This window comes from Synechococcus sp. 1G10 (genome assembly GCF_002252625.1).
Taxonomy (GTDB): Bacteria; Cyanobacteriota; Cyanobacteriia; order PCC-6307; family Cyanobiaceae; genus Regnicoccus_A.
The window spans coordinates 1-17,645 of sequence record NZ_NQKW01000014.1 but is presented as its reverse complement, the minus strand read 5'-3'; the positions used below and the strand labels follow the sequence as shown (position 1 = coordinate 17,645).

Here is a 17,645-nt window from a genome sequence, read left to right as displayed (position 1 = left end):
ATGAGCGCTCCAATCATGCGAAATCTCGTCACCGGTGGCGCCGGTTTCGTGGGCTCCAACCTGGTCGACCGGTTGATGGAAGCCGGTGAGGAGGTGATCTGCCTAGATAACTACTACACAGGCAGCAAGGCCAATGTGGCCCGCTGGATGGGCCATCCGCGCTTTGAGCTGATCCGGCACGATGTGACCGAGCCGATTCGGCTGGAGGTGGATCGCATCTGGCATCTGGCCTGTCCGGCCTCACCCAGGCATTACCAGTCGAATCCGATCAAGACAGCCAAGACCAGTTTCCTTGGCACCTACAACATGCTGGGCCTGGCGACGCGGGTTGGCGCCAGGCTTCTTCTCGCCAGCACCAGTGAGGTGTATGGCGATCCGGAGGTACATCCCCAGCCGGAAAGCTATCGCGGCAGTGTCAATCCGATCGGCATCCGTTCCTGTTACGACGAAGGAAAGCGCATCGCTGAAGCCCTCTGTTTCGATTACATGCGCATGCATGGAACAGAGATCCGTGTGGTGCGTATCTTCAACACCTACGGCCCGCGAATGTTCCCGGACGACGGCCGGGTGGTGAGCAACTTCATCGTGCAGGCGCTGCGGGGTGAACCGCTCACGCTTTATGGCGACGGCAGCCAGACCCGCAGCTTCTGTTATGTGGATGATCTGGTCGAGGGCTTGATTCGCCTGATGAACGGCAACCACACCGGCCCCATCAACATCGGCAATCCTGGTGAATTCACGATCCGCCAGCTGGCGGAGCTGGTGCTTGAGCGCATCAACCCTGATCTGCCGCTCACCTACCTGCCCCTGCCGCAGGATGATCCCCTGCAGCGTCAGCCGGTGATCGACCTGGCGAGGCAGGAGCTGGGCTGGGAGCCAAAGGTTTCGCTGGAGGACGGACTGGGTCCCACCATCGATTACTTCCGCTCCTGTCTGGAAACGGGCCGATGACCCTGCTCGTCACCGGTGGTGCCGGCTACATCGGCAGTCACACCGTTCGTGCCCTCCAGAAGGCTGGCTTCAAGCCGATAGTGCTCGACAACCTGGTGTACGGACACCTGCGGATCGTGGAGGAGGTGCTCGGCGTACCCCTGGTGGTTGGGCAGGTAGGTGACCGGGCCCTGCTGGATCAAGTGCTGAGTGGTGAACACCCGGCCTGCGGTGGTGAACCGGTGCAGGCGGTGCTGCATTTTGCGGCCTATGCCTACGTGGGCGAATCAGTGCAGGACCCAGCCAAGTACTACCGCAACAACCTGGCCGATTCCCTCACCTTGCTCGAAGCTCTGGTGGAGCCGGTACGCAGCGGCACGGGCACCGCCATTCCGATTGTGTTCTCCTCCACCTGCGCCACCTACGGGATTCCGGACACGGTGCCGATCACGGAAGACACGCCCCAGAACCCGATCAATCCCTACGGCCGCAGCAAGTGGATGGTGGAGCAACTGCTTTCAGACTTCGGTGCTGCTTATGGCCTGCCGAGCGTGATCTTCCGCTACTTCAATGCCGCCGGTGCCGATCCCTCCGGAGATCTGGGCGAAGACCACACGCCGGAAACCCATTTGATCCCGCTGGTGCTGGAAGCGATGGCCGGCCTGCGGCTAGGGGTGCAGATCTACGGCGACGACTACCCCACGCCGGATGGCACCTGCATCCGGGATTACATCCATGTCTGTGATCTGGCGGATGCCCATGTGCTGGGCCTGGAGCTGCTCCTGGCTAGCGGTGGACAGTCCGTCTACAACCTGGGCAACGGCACGGGCTACTCAGTGCAGCAGGTGCTGGATGTCGCCCGCAAGGTCACCGAGCGCGGACTTCTCGCCCATGTGGCCCCCCGGCGGGAGGGTGATCCGCCGGTCCTGGTGGCCAGCGCGGAGAAAGCCCGGCGCGAGCTGGGCTGGATGCCGGCATACCCGGATCTGGAAACGATCCTGTCCCATGCCTGGGTGTGGCATCAGCGGTCTGATGCCGAGCTCTTGTCCAATGACGAGTAGAGCAGAGGTTCCAGCCGTGGCCAAGATGCCGGTCGATCCGAGTCCAACACCGAGGACCCCTAGACGGACTGGTCCAGCACCCTGGACCAAGGTCCTGATCGCCGTTCTGCTGGCCAGTACGGGTGTTCTGGGGTGGATCACCTATGACCGATCCGTCTGGCAACCGGAGCAAGCCCGTCAGGCTGCCAGCAACCTGCAGACCGTTGCCGTCACCACTGCCGACCTAGGTGCGTCAACTGAAGCCAGCGGAGTGGTGACGGCTGTACGGAAGGTGAACCTCAGCCCGAACATGGCGAGCAGGATTGAGCGGCTATTCATCAGGGAAGGTGAACGGATTGAGGCTGGCCAGTTGGTGGCGGAAATGGAAAGTGACGAACTGCGGGCCAAACTCAATCAGGCGCTGAGCCAGCAGAAGGCGGCTGGGGCTCAGTTGGAGGCGGCCAGGGCCAATACACAGGTGGCAATTGGGCGCAGAACCCGGCACGAGCCCCTGCTGAAGAGCGGCGCAATCTCTCTCGAGCTCATGGAAGAACTCCGCAACGCGGAGCGCCAGGCCAAGATCAACGTGGATGGAGCAGCAGCAAAGCTGGATGAAGCCCGTTACCAAATCCAGCAAAGCGAAGCGGCATTACGCAACACGAAGGTGTTTGCACCCTTTGCTGGGATCATCACGCGGCAGTTTGCGCAGGAGGGGCAGTTCGTGACCCCAACCACCTCCGCCTCCGAGCAGGACGGGGCCACGTCCACCTCAATCGCTGAACTCTCGAGTGGACTGGAGGTAGTGGCAAAAATTCCTGAGGCCAGCCTCACTGAAATCGTTCCGGGTCAGAAGGTTGAGGTAACCACGGATGCTTTCCCCAAGGACGTGTTCCAGGGCAGGGTGAAGATGGTCTCCCCCCGGGCGGTAACCGAAAACGAGGTGAATTCCTTCCCGGTGGCTGTGGAGATCGAGACTGGTCTGAGAAAGCTCAAGCCAGCGATGAACGTGCAGGTGCGCTTCCTCGCCGAACCGATCCTTGGTGCCTTGGTGGTGCCACTGGCAGCCCTCACCACCGGAGAGAACAACACCAAGGGAGTGCTTCGCCTTCAACCGGGCGGTGGAATTGAGTTCGTGCCAGTCACGGTGGGCCGGGTCAGCGGTGAGCAGGTGCAGGTGATCCAAGGCCTTCAACAGGGTGAGCGGGTTCTGCTGTCGGCTCCTCCTGCTGATGTGCAGATCCCCGGCTACGTGCGGCAGAAGTGATCCCATGACGATGCTCAGCCTGCGGGATACGTTTCACTCGGCGGCCCAGTCGCTCGTGGCCCATCCACTGCGCAGCTGCCTCACGATGCTGGGCGTGATTATCGGTAATGCCAGTTTCGTGGCCATGGCCTCCCTCGGAGAGGCGGCCAAGGTGTACACGGTGCAGCGGCTTGAAGCTTTTCATGGCCCTAATCGTCTGATTGCCTATGCCACAGCCAACGAGCCTGGGCAGACGATCAAGCGGGAGCCGAAGCTCTATTTGGGCGATGCCCTGGCCCTCGGGGCAGGGACGCCCGCTATTCGGGCTGTGGCACCCGTGGTGGGGGCCACCTTCCTGGGTCGCGTCCATGAGCAAAGCCAATTCCTGTGGGTGACGGGAACCACAGCGGACTATCTGGGCGTCAAGAACGAGGCTGTTAGTCGGGGTCGCTTCTTTTCGTCTGAAGAAGTGGAGCAGACAGCCAGGGTGGTTGTCCTGGGCAGCAGCATCGCCAAGCGCTTTTTCCCCGATGGAAAGCCTGTTGGTCAGACGATGGCTATCAAGAACATGTCCTTTCGGGTGATCGGCGTGATGCGACCTAAGGGGAGCCTGGACAAGACTAGCCCGGATGAGTTTGTCTATGTGCCCCTGTCCACGTTCTCGCTCTTCTTGAGGGGTACTATGGCTGGGATCGGAATCCCAGTGGATTACATCGAGATCGCTGCTGTCAGCAAGCAGCAAGTGAATGATGCCATCTTCCAGGCCACAAATCTACTGGCCGCCAGGCGCGGGGTTCGCGACTTCGCCGTTGCCCCGAATATCCCCTACAAGGACCTGATTGCCCAGGTGAGCTCAACGCTGACCATTTTTCTGGCTGTGCTGGCCGGCATTTCCTTGATTATTGGCGGTATCGGCATCATGAATGTGATGCTGGTCACGGTGAGTGAACGCACCAGCGAGATTGGATTGCGCAAGGCGATCGGAGCCACCAATGGATCGATTCTTCTGAACTTTTTGATTGAGGCCACACTGCTTTCCGCGTCCGGAGGAGTGATCGGTTTGCTGGTGGGGGTGGGGGTGGTTCTGGTTGTTGTAGTCGTTTCACCGCTCCCCTTCATTGTTCCGGCCTGGTCGATTGGTACATCACTGGCGTTATCCAGCGTTGTTGGGGTTGTGTTCGGCGTGTCTCCAGCGATGCAAGCAGCGAAGCTGGATCCGATCGTGGCCTTGCGGAGTGCCTGATTCAATCATGGCAGAAGAAAGGCGCACGGCTTTCTGCTGATGAAGATGCAGCGCTCCGTCAAGATCCGCCACTACCGAATCCTGCTCGCCTATCTGCTGCGGCAGTGGCGCGGCATGAGTTGGATCATTGCGTTGACCGTCATGAGCTCGGCGATGGCGGTGGCCCAGCCATGGCCTTTGAAGGTTCTGATCGACTATGCGCTGAAGCCATCGGCCAGGCCCGCTGGCCTGGATTCTGTTCTGCAGATGATCAGTGGGGGCAGACTGAGCTCCTCTGCTATGTGGGTTGCCCTGGCTGGTGTGCTGGGGCTGGTGGTTCTGCTTGGAAACGCATTTGTGGCGGCAAAGTTATCCATGGCATGGGCAAGTGTGGGCCAGCGTTCGGTGTTCGACTTATCCGAAGACATGTTCGTCCGTCTGATGAGGCAGGATCCTGCCTTCTTCAAGCACTACTCCGTTGGAGATTGCCTGAGCCGGCTGTCGGGGGATACCTACGCGGCCTACCAACTGGCCGACAAGCTGTTGTTGCGTCCTCTGAGCAACCTCATCACCTTGATAATGGTTGGAGTGGTGTCCTGGAGGCTGAACAGCCAGCTGACACTGTTGGCTTTCGTCGTCATCCCAATGTTGACACTAATCGCGCTTAAGTACGGCGAAATCTTCAGGAAACTCATGCACAGTACAAGGGTCAGTGATTCGACTCTGCTCGCCTTCACCCTTCAGGTCATGAATGCCATTCCTCTGATCCAGGCCTACCAGACGGAATCGGACAACCGGCGTCGATTCGTTCAGCTGGCTGAGAGCTCGGTCAAGAATGCTCAGCGTCATCGGCTCTACAGCAGCCTGTTTGACCTGGGAGGCGGATCCGTTGGCGCGATCTCAGCAGCCGTAATTCTGTTCAGCGGATCCCTGGAGGTGCTGCAGGGATCCATGACCGTGGGCAGCCTGGTTGTGATCCTCGACTATCTCAATGCGATCCGGAATGCCTGCAACAGCCTGTTCACCAATTTTGGTGGGCTTAAGTCTCTCGAAGCCAGTGTCGAGCGTTTGTTCACCGTCTTCGACGCCCCGGATCCCACACCAGAAGCTCGCAAGCCGACTCTTTTGCCCCCTGCAGGTTTGCGAGGGGAAATCGTATTCGATGGGGTCACACACCGCTATGGGAAACAGCGCAACGCCCTGGATCGGCTTGATCTACGGATCCACCCTGGTGAGACCGTGGCGATCGTGGGCCCCACCGGTGCAGGCAAGAGCACGCTGGTGGGGTTGTTGCTGCGATTCTTCGACCCCGTTGTCGGACGGGTCCTGATCGATGGAATCGACATCCGAGAGATGACCCTGGCAGACCTGAGAAGCCAGATCGCTTACGTTCCCCAGATTCCAATGCTCGCCGCCATGAGCGTAGCCGCCAACATCGGCTACTCCGATGCCTGCTGGGACCAGGAGACAGTGGATCGATGCGCACGAGAAGCCTTCGCGTATGGCTTTATCCAACATCTTCCCAAGGGTTATGACTCGCTGATCGGATCAAACAGCACTCGCTTTTCAGGTGGGGAAAAGCAACGGATCTCCCTGGCCCGAGCTCTCTATCAAGAGGCTCCTATTCTGATCCTCGATGAACCCACCTCTGCGCTCGATACTCTCACTGAGGCTGAATTGATGGCTTCGTTGCGGCGCATCATGCACGGCAGAACCGTGATCATGGTGGCGCACCGCCTGTCCACGATCCAGCTGGCTGATCGCATCGTGGTGCTCGAGCGAGGCAGGATCGCAGAGCAGGGAACCCATCAACAATTGATCGACTCGGGCGGGCTCTATACCCGCTTCCATGCTGCCAATCGCTCTGCGGGGATTAAAGAGCATCAGTGATGAGCATGAAATGGAAGCTGCTGACACGAACGGCGTGGCCCTATCGCAGGGAGCTGATCACGCTGGTGGCGGCCTCACTGACCGGGATCATCATCAATCTGCTGCGGCCCTGGCCACTGAAGCTGATCCTGGACTGCGCCATCGGTAGCCAACCCCTACCGGCTGGCCTGCAGTGGATGCCGTCTGCGAAGAATTCTTCCGGCTCTTTCGGGCTGATTCTTTCGCTCTCGGCAGCCTCGGTGCTGATCTATCTGGCCTGGGAGAGCGTTAAGGCCTGGGAGCTGTTCGTCAGGGCTGGCCTTGGAAGGCGGCTGGATTATTCGCTTGGGGCCAGGCTCTTTGCCCATCTCCAGAGGCTCTCGCTTCACTTTCATAGCCAGCATTCCTCTGGCGATCTGGTGAAGCGGATCCTGAAGGACAGCAGCTGCCTCAGCCAGCTCTTGCTTGGGGTGGTGCTTCCCAATCTGATCTCTCTTGCGAGCTTGCTCATGATGGGCTTCGTGCTGTGGCGATTTAACCCACCACTTACTCTGCTTGTCAGTGTGGTGATGCCGCTGTATCTCGTGCTGATCCGGATCTTTCACCCTGCAATGGCCTCCGCCTCCTATGCCTATGAAGTGTTGGAAGGCCAACGCCTCGGGCAGGCGGAACAGGTGCTTGCATCATTGCCGGTGGTTCAGGCCTTCAACCGTCCACCGATCGAACGGCGAAGGTACCATCGGCTCTCCAATCACTCGTTTGCGCTATTCCGCATAGCCAATCAAATCCAGTCCTACTTTGTCTTTTCTATCGGCAGTGTGAGTGCCATGGGCAACGCACTCCTGCTTCTTGGGGGAGGTCTGCAGGTGGTGGCAGGAACAATGTCTGTGGGAACACTTACGGTCTTTGTGGCCTACCTGGCGGCGATCTATGGGCCTCTGGAGTCGCTCACGGAAAGTGCAGCTGGTTTTGCTGCAGCAATCGCTCAAGCCAGCAGGGTGGTCGAGCTGCTCGATTTCCAAGATCAACCACCCGATCCAGCCAATCCACGAGCGTTGCCAATGCAACGGGCTACTGGTCGTGTCACATTCGATCATGTGCACTTCGCCTACAGCGACGGACGAGAGGTTCTGCATGATCTCAACCTAGATGTGATGCCAGGCGAGGTGATCGCACTGGTAGGCCCTTCCGGGGCAGGCAAGACCACGTTGATGTCACTGTTGGCACGGTTCTACGATGTGAGTGCAGGCCGAATCCTGGTTGATGGGATTGACCTTCGGCATTTGAGCCTGGCCGATGTGAGGGCCCAGGTGGGGTTGTTACTCCAGGACCCGATGATGCTCCCATTGAGCGTCGAGGACAATATTGCCTACGGCAATCCTCACGCAACTAAAAACTCCATCGAACGAGCAGCCGAAATGGCTCAGGCAGTATCTTTTATCAAAAGACTGCCTAATGGCTACAAAACAGTGCTTGATGCAAGCGGAAGTTCACTGTCCGGGGGAGAAAAGCAAAGGCTGTCGATTGCAAGGACGATCCTACGAGACGCCCCGATTCTTATCTTGGATGAGCCAACATCAGCTTTGGACGCGAGCACGGAAAGTGAGCTGATGCGAGCCATTCAGCCGCTGATCGCCACCCGAACGACTTTTATAATTGCCCATCGCCTAAGTACTGTGCGAAGGGCGGATCGTATCGTTGTCATGGATTCCGGGAGGATTGTTGAGATTGGACATCATCAATGCCTGCTGTCTCAAGGAGGCCTCTATTCGCGTCTTTGTGGGGCAGAGTTGCGCTAGAATTAATTTTAAAAGTAAGTAGTTCGCTCGTAGTGCTGCTCTTGCGTGACACGACCCCCATCCCTGCTCCAGTCCCTATGAGAGCTGGCGTGGTAGTCGCTCAGATTTCCTCTGTTTGGAAGAGCTTTATGAGTATACTCCCTTGGAGAAAGCTTAAGCGCCAGCCACATTGCGACAATGCTATCCCGACATGAACCATCGTAGTAGTCTATTCAAAACTGCAGACTTCCGAGACCATGAGTAGCAGGCCATTATCAGCAGCAATTGAGACCTTCAAATAGCCAGCACCCGATGATGCGTATCTTGCTTGTCTCCCAGGAATACCCATTGCCGGCCGGCCATGGAGGGATAGCCAGCCAGACCCGCCTCAAGGCCCTTGGTCTGGCACGTTTGGGGCATGAGGTGACCGTACTGACTCAGAGCCCTGATCACAATCACCATGAATTTCAGGATGAGATGGTGCGAGTGGTGCGGATGCCCGGTGGCCATGACCGGCTGGCGCTGGCGACACTCGCGGCCACTTGGATCGCCACCAGCATGGCCGTGGCTGAAGAGATCCAACGGCTCCATCAGGCACGCCCTATTGATCTGATTGATTTTGCCGAGTACGGCGGCGAGGGATACTTGCATCTGCTGAACCGTGCCCCATGGAACGCCATCGTCACCGTTTTGCAGCTGCATGGCCCTGTGGGCATGCTCTCCGCCACGATCGGTTGGCCTGAGCCGGGCTCCTGCGATGCTGAGGTTGGGCAGGCCATGGAGGCCATCTGTCTGCGCCTGGCTGATGTGGTTTATTCCTCCAGCCAATGCTCGGCGATCTGGGCAGAACGGCTGTACGGCCGGGATGCTTCCACAATTCCAGTGCTGCATGCCGGCATCGATGTTGAAGCCTTCTGCCCAAGTGCCGGCCCCCGCTCAGAATGCCCAACCGTGGTGTTCGTTGGACGGGTGGCCGCCAGTAAGGGGGCTGATCGGCTGATGGAAGCGGTGGCAATGCTCCGTGCCAATCACCCCGAGTTGCGCCTGCGGATGATCGGCCGCGTGGAACCGGCCATGGCGGATCAGCTGCGGCAACGGGCCGCCTCCACGGGCAGCCCCGCCTGGCTGGAGCTGATGGGTCCTCTGGATCACACAGCGCTGCCAATGGCACTGGCTGGCGCTGATCTGTTCGCCGCACCATCTCGTTACGAGGGTGGGCCTGGGTTTGTCTACCTGGAGGCGATGGCCTGTGGGTTGCCGGTGATCGCCTGTGAGGGCTCGGGTGCCGCCGAAGCCATCGAGAATGGAGTTGATGGCCTGCTGGTGCCTCCTGATGACACCGATGTGCTTATCGAGGCACTCGATAGCCTGCTGCGCGATCCAAGCCGGCGTCGGGCCATGGGCGAACGGGGCCGCCAGCGGGTACTGGCGGAAGCCGATACCCGTCGCTGTGTGCCCGCGATCGCCACCTTTTACGCCGAAGTCCTCGCGGCTGCAAAGCGATGAGTGATCAGATCCAGGTCCGCGCGCTAAGCGGCTTCAACGATCCCTGGATAGCGGCAGGGGGCTGGAAACGGCTGGTTGCTCTCAGCGAAACTTGCTCCGTGTTTCAGAGCGAGGTTTTCCAGCGTATTTGGTGGAAATGCTTCGGGCGCGGCCGGCTGCATCTGCTCCTGGCGGAGCGTCAGGGTGAGCCGCTGGCCCTGGCCGCCCTGTTTGTGGACGGCGGCATGGCCTTCCCTGTGGGAAGCGGGAGCGCTGATTCCCTCGATCTGATCGGCGATCTGAGCGAGCCGGCAGTCCTTCAGGCGCTGCTGAGAGCCCTGCTGGAAAGGGAGCCGGAGCTTCTTGGGCTGAGGTTCTACCTGCTGCCCGACACCTCAGCCAACTGGCAGCGGCTGCAGCAGGGGGCCGCATCCCTCGGAATGCTTTGCTGCGACGAAGGCGATCTGGCCGCACCGGTACTGGATTTTGACGCCGACCCTGCTGGCCCCGGGGCAGCGGCCGAGCGGCGCAGTCTGCGGCGTCATGAACGGGGTTTTGCCCGCGACGGCGACCTGCGAGTTGACCATCTACGCGATCCGGTGGCGATCGAGGCCCAGTTAGAGTCATTCTTTGAGCAACATATTGCCCGTTGGAATGGCACGGCCTCACCGAGCCTCTTCCTCGATCCGCTCCAGAGACGCTTTTACCGCGAGCTGGTTCGCGCCGACGCTTGCGGCGGAAGCCTGCGCTTCACCCAGGTGCTGGCCGGCGGCCGCTTGATCGCCGCCCACTTTGGTTTTTGCCACGGCGGTGTGTTCCTCTGGTATAAACCCAGCTTCGATCCCGCTCTGGCCAGGCGCTCCCCTGGAGAAGTGCTGCTGCGGCAGCTTCTGCTCGCCGCCCGAGCTGAAGGAGCCGGCCGGTTCGACTTTGGCATTGGCGATGAAGCCTTCAAGCTTCGCTTCGCCACTGCAGTGCCGCGGATGCGCACTTGGGGCCTCTATCCCTGCAGCAGTGTTACCTGAAACAGCGATGCGCGTCCTAGTGCTCAGCCCCCATCCCGACGACGAAGCGATTGGCTGCGGCGGTACCTTGCGCCACCACTACCGAGCAGGCGATGCGGTAACAGTTATCCATCTCACCTCGGGAGAAAGAGGTGGGCACGGTCTGTCGCCGGAGCGCACCGGACCGCTACGAGAAGCCGAGGCCCGGCGGGCTGCAGCCTTGCTCGGAGTGGATGCCCTCCATTTCTGGCGCCAGCGCGATGGCGCCCTGCGCAGCACTGCTGCTCTGCTGAGGGCCCTGCAGGAGGTACTGACCTCCAAACCAGTCCAACGCCTTTACGCGCCCCATGGTGGCGAATCCCATCCAGATCATCGGGCTACCTGGCGGCTCGCGAAGCAGTTGATCCAGACACTTGAATTAACGGGCATGGCTGTGCCGGAGTTGTGGCTCTATGAAGTGTGGACTCCGCTCCAACGGATCGATGCTGTAGTGGATATTGGCACCGACATGGCTATGAAACTGCGCGCCATTCGCGCCCACCACAGCCAAGTGGAAGTGCTCGACTTCGCAGCTGCCAGTCGTGGGCTGGCCCGTTACCGCGGCGAACTTCTAAGTTGGCCAGAGGGCGAGTATGCCGAAGTATTTCAGGTCCTGAAGCCATGAACGGAACGGATTCATTTCGTGACCTAGTGACAGCTAGACGCCCGATTGCAATGTCCACCACTCCCGTCGAGGTTGTGCATCATGTGTTTGCCAATCGCTCCAATGTTGGTGACTGGCTTTCCGCACGGGCGATCCAGGGTCTGCTTGGGGCAAATAGGATAAACGAGCATCTCTGCGATGAGTCTTTTGTTGACCAGGCGCTTGAAGCGCTTGCTGATGCCAGCCCGCGAGATGCGGTGGTGATTGGAGGGGGCGGGCTGTTCATGGACTACTTCACTCCATTTTGGGAGGGCTTTGAGCCGCTATCCACGCGCCTGCGTTTCGCGGTTTGGGGCGTAGGCAATTGCGACCTGAAGCAGGAATCAAGCCTGGCTCCCCAGGATCTGTTGCGTCGGGTCGTGAGCCGCAGCCCCTTTATTCTGTTGAGAGACAGGAGTAGCGGAGATCGGCTGCAGCTGAGCGGTCTGAGAATGCCGATGCCCTGCCCTGGGCTGCTGGGGCTATCACGTCATCCTTTGGGCGATGGTCTACTGCACGTAGACAACTACACCACCGCCGGGGCTGCAACCTACGAGCGGATGGAAGCAGTGGCTTCGAGGGTAGCGGCAGCCGAGGGATGGAGCCTGTGTCGCACGAATAACCGAATCCCACACGGTGACACCAATGCCTTCGACGTCATCATTGATTTGTACGCTGCCAGCTCTCTTGTGCTGTCGTCAGCCCTGCATGGCTGCGTGATCGCAGTCGCCATGGGGCGACCTGTGTTGGCGGTGAGTGGGGACCGGAAAATTGACGCATTCATGCAGGCTGTTGGTCTAGGGGATTGGGTCCTTGAAGCGGATCCGGCGCTTCTCCCGGAGAGCCTGTTGGAGGAGCGGTTGCGAGCGCTGCCGCAGCAGCAACGATTAGATCCGCAAAGGCTGGCAGAGATCACCGCAGGCCACAAACAGTTTGCCATTGAGTTGCGCTCCTGGCTGGGTTTAGGTCCCGTAGCAAGCCAGCAGGAGGTGCCATGATGCGTGCGATCGTCACCGGGATGATCGCTACTTATCCACTGGGTGGGGTTGTGTGGGACTACGCCCAGTATGCCCTTGGCCTGGAGAACCTTGGATTTGAAGTCTTTTATTTGGAAGACACTGGAACGCAAACCTACAACCCTAGTTGCCAGTTGTACGGGGATGACCCCAGCTACGGGCTAAGCTTTCTGGAACGTACTCTCAAGCTCCTTTCGCCATCTCTTGGACAGCGCTGGTGCGTGCGCAGTCTCGATGGTCAGCTTCATGGCCCAGCTGCTGATCGTCTAGAGCACCTGGTGGCAAGCGCCGAGCTGTTCCTCAACGTGTCGGGAAGCGCCTTGCTGCGTGAACCATATTTAGCCTGCCCGCGCAAGGTGCTGGTGGATACCGATCCGGGCTGGAATCACTTCGTGAACTACCCGGCCGCAGATGCTCGCTTTGCTGCTGGCGAAGAGCAGGCGGGGGTGAGCAGTTGGCGCCAGCATGATGCCTTCTTCACCCATGCCGAAAACCTCGGCGCACCCGACTGCCTGCTGCCGAGCCTTGATATCGCCTGGGAGCCACTGCGCCCTCCCGTGCTGCTCAATTGCTGGAGCCAAGAACCTCCAGGAGACATCTGGACCACTGTGCTCACCTGGAACAACTTTGGCCGGCCGATTGAGTACAATGGCCGCAGCTACGGCACGAAGGAACGGGAATTCCGCGCCATCGAGTCGTTGCCCACCCTGGTGAAGGCGGCTTTTGAGCTGGCCATCGGCGGCAGCAAGCCACCGCTGGAACAGATGCAGCAAAAGGGCTGGAAAATCCGTTCTTCGGAGGCCATCTCGGTGGATTATCAAAGCTATCGTCATTACATTCAGCAGTCGCGCGGAGAGTTCAGCGTGGCCAAAAACGTCTACGTGGATACGCGCAGCGGCTGGTTCAGCTGCCGGTCGGTCTGCTACCTGGCAGCAGGGCGCCCTGTGGTGCTGCAGGACACCGGCTTCAGCAACTGCCTGCCGGTGGGCATGGGGCTGCTCCCCTTCAGCAATCTGGAGGGAGCATGCCAGGCCTTGGAAGCTGTGGAGGCCAACTACTGCGAGCACCAACGAGCTGCCCGTGCCGTAGCTGAGCAATGCTTCGAAGCCGGAATGGTGCTCAGCTCCATGCTCAGTAGTGTCGGGCTGTGAGCGGCACCTCAGCAACCATCGGCTATGGCCACCTGCGAGGGGATTGGGATTACGGCGACCTTCCTGCCAGCATTCACCTGGGGCAAGGCTGCTGGATCGAACGGCGCGACAGCTTCGAGCGCTGCCGCAGCCAGCGTGACCCAGCTGTGCTCCTCGGTAACCGCGTGCAGGTCTACACCTGGGCAACGTTCAACCTGGAGCCAACGGGCCAGGTTGAAGTAGGTGAAGACAGCATTCTGGTTGGGCCTGTTTTCATGTGTGCCGATCGTATTCAGGTTGGCAAACGCGTCGTGATCTCCTATCAGGTCACACTGGCAGACAGCGACTTTCACCCCATGGATCCCTTGCTCCGGGAGCAGGATGCCAGGGCTGTGGCGCCTGGAGGAGATCTCTCGAAGCGGCCTCCCTACCAGAGCGCTCCGATCGTGATCGGGGATGACGTGTGGATCGGCATCGGGGCCCTGATCCTCAAGGGGGTGCGAATCGGCGCTGGCGCTCGCATTGGAGCCGGTGCTGTGATCAGCCGTGATGTGCCTGCCGGCTGCGTGATGGAAGGCAATCCGGCCCGCCCTCAATGATGCGCAACCATCCAGCGGATCACCGGCAGTTGGAACACGACTGGTATGACGGTGGTCTGCCCGATAACGTCAGACTTGACGAGGGCTGCTGGCTTCACAGCAGCTATGCCTTTCTGCATTACGCAAGCCAGCGGCCCTGCGGGGTAAGCATCGGCAAGGCCAGTGGGATCTACCGGGGCACCTTCTTCAATCTTGGCCTTCAAGGCGAGGTCCGTATTGGCCACTACTGCACTCTCCGGGGCGTGATCATCAACACCAACGGCTTGGTGGACATTGACGACTATGCACTAATTGCCCATCAGGTGGTCATTTCCGATGCAGCATCAGCAATCCCACCTGCACGGAGCAATCGCAAAGAGAGTGAGGTTGCTCCTGAGGCAGCGGGCGAAACGACAAGACAGCCCACCATCCGCATCGGCCGCAATGCCTGGATTGGTTGCGGTGCTGTGTTGCTGGCAGGTGCAGATATTGGGATGGATGCGATTGTGGCGGCTGGGAGCAGCGTGAACGGCCCGGTTCCAGCAGGAACTCTGGCCATTGGCAATCCCTATCAACTGCGGCCCCTGAAACAGCAGAGGTCATGAAGATCTTTGACGGCCGCCTTGCCCTGATTGCCCCCAACCTGGCGAGCTATCCAGAGGGGGGCGGCCACTGGAGCTGGTTCTTGCAATATGCCTACGGGTTGCGCGACCTGAATATTGAATTCTTCTGGCTTGAATTCATCACCCAAGACCTGCAACCATCCTACGCCGAGCACTCTTGGATCCCCAAAAGCCTGAGGTTGATCGGCCAACACGGTTTCCTCGACAACTATCGGCTTGTGCTTCATCGCCCGGATCCTTGCTTTTTCAATGCCACAGACAGCATCGTTCTTGGCGGATCTGGGCCGAATCTCAGAGAGATCATCGGCAGCTGCGAAGCAGTCTGGAGTTTTGCCGGCGCTGGTCCTCGAGAGATCCTCTCCCAGTTCAGGAAGGTCGTCTTGATCGATGTCGATCCGGGTCATCTTCAGGTGGGTAACATGCAACTTGGGCAGACGCTTGATGCCTTTGATGTGTGCTGCACAGTAGGACTTAACTACAACGATAAGAGCTGCATGGCTCCGAAACTTGGGCGGCAATGGTTCACCTTCCCCCAGGTCGTGCATCTGCCTCTATGGAAGGCAGACCACACAGAGCCACGCCGAGAAGCGCCGATCACCACGATCACAAGTTGGGCCTGGGACTGGCTGGAATACAACGGCCAACTGATCAGCGTCTCAAAGAGAGATGCCTACCTTAGGTACCTCGATCTTCCTCGTCGAAGCATGAGAGGCCTGCAACTAGCCGTCGACGTTGGAGATGACAGAGAAACGCACGATCGCAGCGTTCTCCAATCGCATGGATGGATGGTTGTGGATCCATACACAATTTCAGGGTCCGTTCAAGCCTATCAAACTTACATCCAAAAGAGTGCAGCCGAACTCTGCTGTCCAAAGCCAATCTATCGTGAACTGCGGACCGGCTGGATGAGCGATCGCAGCGCCGCCTACCTCGCCTCTGGCAGACCTGTGATCATGGAAGACACTGGCTTTGATCCCTCAAACATCGCGAAGGGTGGGCTGCTCACCTTTCACGATATGGAATCGGCGGCTGAGGCGATCAGGATTGTGTTTTCCAATTACAAGCACCATTCGCGCCGGGCTCGTCTCATTGCTGAAGAGCTATGTTCGGGAAGGCGCGTCTTGCCGATGCTGATTGATCAGACCTTCGCATCCTTGCCCGATCAACAGTACTAGTTTGCTAAATTCACTCTTCGGCTCTCTCTTGAGCGTTAAGAAGATAGATCCACATTTACGGATAGCCTCAAGAATTTCAAGCAGATAACCCCAGTTCAGCAAGAAAATTGGGAAGCACCTGCTCGGTGGCGAAATGCTCGCGAGCGATCCGCTGTGCCGCCGCGGCGTGGCGCGGGTAATCCGCCCGGATGGCCGCCACCGCTTCGAGCGCCTCCTCGAGATCGCTCACGAAGAAGAGCCCTTCACCGGAAGGAAGGGCGTCAGCGATGCCCGTTGCCTGGCAGATCGCCGGCCTGCCGGCCGCGAGGTAGCAGGCCGTGCGGTCGCTGAACCAGCCGCAGTTGCTCACCACGTAAAGACCCTTGGCACAACTGAACTCCGCGGCGGAGGAGCCGATGAAGCGGCGGTATGCCTCGGCGTCGGCAACGGCAACGGCCGGATCGAGCAGATGCCAGCGATGGGCCGCCAGCAGCGCCCGATCGGGATCGTCGGGCGCCGTTTCGAGCGCGATGGCGAAGGGCGCCGCCGAGCGCTCCGGCAGGGTGAGAAAACGGCGGAACTGCTCGGCCTTGGGGCCACAGGTCTGCCCCTCGAACACCTGGTAGGAGTTGATCCACCAGCCCGCCACCGTGCTGATCGGCCCCTCAGGCGTGGCCGGCAGATCGGCCCACCAGTCGAGCAGTACGGGATTCCACACATGACGCCAGGGCAGGCCGTGGGTTGGGATACGGCAGCGAGGGGTGCCGATGTTCACCCCGATCGTGTAGTAGAAGTCGTGCAGGCCATAGACGGCCTCGGGCAACTCCTCCTGATCGGCCCAGAGCTGCACGAAGGCGGGATCCATATCCACAAGCACCCGCGGGCGGATTGCTGCCAGGGGCGGCGGTGGACCCGCACGAAAGGGGGCTCCGAGGGCGATCAAGGCCGCCGCCTCGAGGCAGAAGCGGCGCAGCCCATCGGCATCCACCCCCGCCAGCACCTCCCCCTCGGGGGAGAGGGCGGCGTAGGGAGAGGGGGCCCACCAGGCGGCCATGATCGAGCCGAGCAGGGCCAGGCTTTCGGGCTGGCCGTTGCATTCATCCACATAGAGCACTTCATGGCCGAGCAGGCGCAGACCCTCGATCCAGTTCAGGGCGAACATCACATGGCCGCCGCGCCCCGGCTTGCCCTCCCAGGCCAGGTTGGCGCCGTAAACGACCAGTCGAGCCATGGTGATGCGGCTCCTGTTCCTGTGTCGAAGGATTTTAGGAGCGGCAGCAGGGAACTAGGTTGAGCACGAACACGAAGGGGCCTGCGATCGTGTTGGCCGCCGACAACAACTACGCCCTGGCCATGGGTGTGGTGATCCAGTCGATCCTCGATCACGTCAAAGGCGCACGGCCGCGTTTTTATCTGCTGGCCGATGGAATCTCATGCGAGAACCGGGGGCGCGTGGAGCGGCTGGTGGCCCGATCCTGCACCCCCGCCAGCCTGGAGTGGCTGGACCCGGAACTGGGCGAGGTGGCCGATCTGCGCCTGATTAAGGGACGCCACATCAGCCGGGCTGCCTTCCTCCGCCTGTTGATCCCGGCCTTGCTGCAATCGCGCGAACAGCGGGTGATCTACCTCGACTGCGATGTGCTGGTGAGGGGGGATCTTGAGCCTCTCTGGAACACCGACCTAGCCGGCCTGCCCCTGGCCGCGGTGCGGGACTTCTTGGTGACCAGCATCGGCCACGGCGAAGGCATCCGCCGGTATCGAGCCCTCAACATCGACCCCAATCTGCCCTACTTCCAGGGCCGACTGAAAGTCAGGCACAAGGGAGCTGGTGCGGCCATGCTGGTGCCGGTTTTATCGGGACTGCTCCCGTCCATTGGCCCAGCCTTCTGCC

The 17,645-nt window shown here is 60.0% G+C and carries 17 protein-coding genes; 15 read left to right on the top strand and 2 right to left on the bottom strand.

Annotated elements, in window-relative coordinates; genetic code table 11:
* The 11 genes from CJZ82_RS11985 (at window position 1) to CJZ82_RS11935 (ending at window position 13,420) form a co-directional block, all read left to right on the top strand.
* Window positions 1-951: a UDP-glucuronic acid decarboxylase family protein gene (locus tag CJZ82_RS11985; RefSeq protein WP_094556012.1), complete on the top strand. Its 951-nt coding sequence runs from the start codon at window positions 1-3 to the stop codon at window positions 949-951.
* Entirely contained in the window at window positions 948-1,991 is a 1,044-nt protein-coding gene (galE, locus tag CJZ82_RS11980) for a UDP-glucose 4-epimerase GalE (RefSeq protein ID WP_094556011.1), read from the top strand. The genes CJZ82_RS11985 and galE overlap by 4 nt, the downstream gene beginning before the upstream one ends.
* A 25-nt stretch (window positions 1,992-2,016) precedes the next feature.
* Window positions 2,017-3,234 (top strand): efflux RND transporter periplasmic adaptor subunit, encoded by a 1,218-nt coding sequence (locus tag CJZ82_RS11975; RefSeq protein ID WP_233130221.1) that lies wholly within the window; start codon window positions 2,017-2,019, stop codon window positions 3,232-3,234.
* Window positions 3,235-3,238: 4 nt separating this feature from the next.
* Window positions 3,239-4,456 (top strand): ABC transporter permease, encoded by a 1,218-nt coding sequence (locus CJZ82_RS11970; protein ID WP_158218569.1) that lies wholly within the window; start codon window positions 3,239-3,241, stop codon window positions 4,454-4,456.
* 39 nt (window positions 4,457-4,495) lie between these two features.
* Window positions 4,496-6,325 carry an ABC transporter ATP-binding protein gene (locus tag CJZ82_RS11965; RefSeq protein ID WP_094556008.1) on the top strand — a complete coding sequence of 610 codons (1,830 nt, stop codon included), beginning with the start codon at window positions 4,496-4,498 and terminating at the stop codon, window positions 6,323-6,325.
* Complete coding sequence (locus CJZ82_RS11960; RefSeq protein ID WP_143593655.1) at window positions 6,325-8,103, top strand: ABC transporter ATP-binding protein; 1,779 nt, start codon at window positions 6,325-6,327, stop codon at window positions 8,101-8,103. Before CJZ82_RS11965 ends, CJZ82_RS11960 begins: the two co-directional genes overlap by 1 nt.
* Before the next feature lie 291 nt (window positions 8,104-8,394).
* The gene (locus CJZ82_RS11955) at window positions 8,395-9,588 is read left to right on the top strand and encodes a glycosyltransferase family 4 protein (RefSeq protein ID WP_094556006.1); all 1,194 of its coding nucleotides are present in this window, start codon (window positions 8,395-8,397) and stop codon (window positions 9,586-9,588) included.
* Window positions 9,585-10,592: a GNAT family N-acetyltransferase gene (locus CJZ82_RS11950; RefSeq protein ID WP_094556005.1), complete on the top strand. Its 1,008-nt coding sequence runs from the start codon at window positions 9,585-9,587 to the stop codon at window positions 10,590-10,592. Before CJZ82_RS11955 ends, CJZ82_RS11950 begins: the two co-directional genes overlap by 4 nt.
* 7 nt (window positions 10,593-10,599) lie before the next feature.
* Window positions 10,600-11,235, top strand: coding sequence for a PIG-L deacetylase family protein (locus CJZ82_RS11945; RefSeq protein WP_158218567.1), 636 nt, complete (start codon window positions 10,600-10,602; stop codon window positions 11,233-11,235).
* Window positions 11,236-11,285: 50 nt separating this feature from the next.
* Window positions 11,286-12,251, top strand: a complete 966-nt coding sequence (locus CJZ82_RS11940; RefSeq protein ID WP_158218566.1) for a polysaccharide pyruvyl transferase family protein — start codon at window positions 11,286-11,288, stop codon at window positions 12,249-12,251.
* A complete protein-coding gene (locus CJZ82_RS11935; protein ID WP_198949756.1) occupies window positions 12,248-13,420 on the top strand; it encodes a hypothetical protein in 1,173 nt (390 codons plus the stop codon). The genes CJZ82_RS11940 and CJZ82_RS11935 overlap by 4 nt, the downstream gene beginning before the upstream one ends.
* An 8-nt stretch (window positions 13,421-13,428) precedes the next feature.
* Here CJZ82_RS11935 and CJZ82_RS18705 read toward each other — a convergent pair whose 3' ends face one another.
* Window positions 13,429-13,752: a hypothetical protein gene (locus CJZ82_RS18705; RefSeq protein WP_198949760.1), complete on the bottom strand. Its 324-nt coding sequence runs from the start codon at window positions 13,750-13,752 to the stop codon at window positions 13,429-13,431.
* 3 nt (window positions 13,753-13,755) lie between these two features.
* On the opposite strand from CJZ82_RS18705, the gene CJZ82_RS19485 reads away from it, so the two are divergent.
* Genes CJZ82_RS19485 through CJZ82_RS11920 form a run of 3 tightly spaced genes read left to right on the top strand, consistent with a single transcriptional unit; the run spans window position 13,756 to window position 15,775 of the window.
* On the top strand, window positions 13,756-13,998 hold the full coding sequence (locus CJZ82_RS19485) for a DapH/DapD/GlmU-related protein (protein WP_304442171.1): 243 nt from the start codon (window positions 13,756-13,758) through the stop codon (window positions 13,996-13,998).
* The gene (locus CJZ82_RS11925) at window positions 13,995-14,582 is read left to right on the top strand and encodes an acyltransferase (RefSeq protein WP_198949755.1); all 588 of its coding nucleotides are present in this window, start codon (window positions 13,995-13,997) and stop codon (window positions 14,580-14,582) included. Before CJZ82_RS19485 ends, CJZ82_RS11925 begins: the two co-directional genes overlap by 4 nt.
* Complete coding sequence (locus CJZ82_RS11920) at window positions 14,579-15,775, top strand: hypothetical protein (protein WP_094556000.1); 1,197 nt, start codon at window positions 14,579-14,581, stop codon at window positions 15,773-15,775. Before CJZ82_RS11925 ends, CJZ82_RS11920 begins: the two co-directional genes overlap by 4 nt.
* A 76-nt stretch (window positions 15,776-15,851) precedes the next feature.
* On the opposite strand, the gene CJZ82_RS11915 is transcribed toward CJZ82_RS11920, so the two are convergent.
* Window positions 15,852-16,985 carry a glycosyltransferase gene (locus CJZ82_RS11915; RefSeq protein ID WP_094555999.1) on the bottom strand — a complete coding sequence of 378 codons (1,134 nt, stop codon included), beginning with the start codon at window positions 16,983-16,985 and terminating at the stop codon, window positions 15,852-15,854.
* A gap of 59 nt (window positions 16,986-17,044) precedes the next feature.
* Here CJZ82_RS11915 and CJZ82_RS11910 point away from each other — a divergent pair.
* The coding region (locus tag CJZ82_RS11910; RefSeq protein WP_198949754.1) for a glycosyltransferase at window positions 17,045-17,645 on the top strand (601 nt) is incomplete at its 3' end.

Excerpts from the sequence above, each read along its gene's own strand:
- CJZ82_RS11985 (WP_094556012.1), top strand. The coding sequence starts at position 1 with ATGAGCGCTCCAATCATGCGAAATCTCGTCACCGGTGGCGCCGGTTTC.
- galE (WP_094556011.1), top strand. The coding sequence starts at position 948 with ATGACCCTGCTCGTCACCGGTGGTGCCGGCTACATCGGCAGTCACACC.
- CJZ82_RS11975 (WP_233130221.1), top strand. The coding sequence starts at position 2,017 with ATGCCGGTCGATCCGAGTCCAACACCGAGGACCCCTAGACGGACTGGT.
- CJZ82_RS11970 (WP_158218569.1), top strand. The coding sequence starts at position 3,239 with ATGACGATGCTCAGCCTGCGGGATACGTTTCACTCGGCGGCCCAGTCG.
- CJZ82_RS11965 (WP_094556008.1), top strand. The coding sequence starts at position 4,496 with ATGAAGATGCAGCGCTCCGTCAAGATCCGCCACTACCGAATCCTGCTC.
- CJZ82_RS11960 (WP_143593655.1), top strand. The coding sequence starts at position 6,325 with ATGAGCATGAAATGGAAGCTGCTGACACGAACGGCGTGGCCCTATCGC.
- CJZ82_RS11955 (WP_094556006.1), top strand. The coding sequence starts at position 8,395 with ATGATGCGTATCTTGCTTGTCTCCCAGGAATACCCATTGCCGGCCGGC.
- CJZ82_RS11950 (WP_094556005.1), top strand. The coding sequence starts at position 9,585 with ATGAGTGATCAGATCCAGGTCCGCGCGCTAAGCGGCTTCAACGATCCC.
- CJZ82_RS11945 (WP_158218567.1), top strand. The coding sequence starts at position 10,600 with ATGCGCGTCCTAGTGCTCAGCCCCCATCCCGACGACGAAGCGATTGGC.
- CJZ82_RS11940 (WP_158218566.1), top strand. The coding sequence starts at position 11,286 with ATGTCCACCACTCCCGTCGAGGTTGTGCATCATGTGTTTGCCAATCGC.
- CJZ82_RS11935 (WP_198949756.1), top strand. The coding sequence starts at position 12,248 with ATGATGCGTGCGATCGTCACCGGGATGATCGCTACTTATCCACTGGGT.
- CJZ82_RS19485 (WP_304442171.1), top strand. The coding sequence starts at position 13,756 with ATGGATCCCTTGCTCCGGGAGCAGGATGCCAGGGCTGTGGCGCCTGGA.
- CJZ82_RS11925 (WP_198949755.1), top strand. The coding sequence starts at position 13,995 with ATGATGCGCAACCATCCAGCGGATCACCGGCAGTTGGAACACGACTGG.
- CJZ82_RS11920 (WP_094556000.1), top strand. The coding sequence starts at position 14,579 with ATGAAGATCTTTGACGGCCGCCTTGCCCTGATTGCCCCCAACCTGGCG.
- CJZ82_RS11915 (WP_094555999.1), bottom strand. The coding sequence starts at position 16,985 with ATGGCTCGACTGGTCGTTTACGGCGCCAACCTGGCCTGGGAGGGCAAG.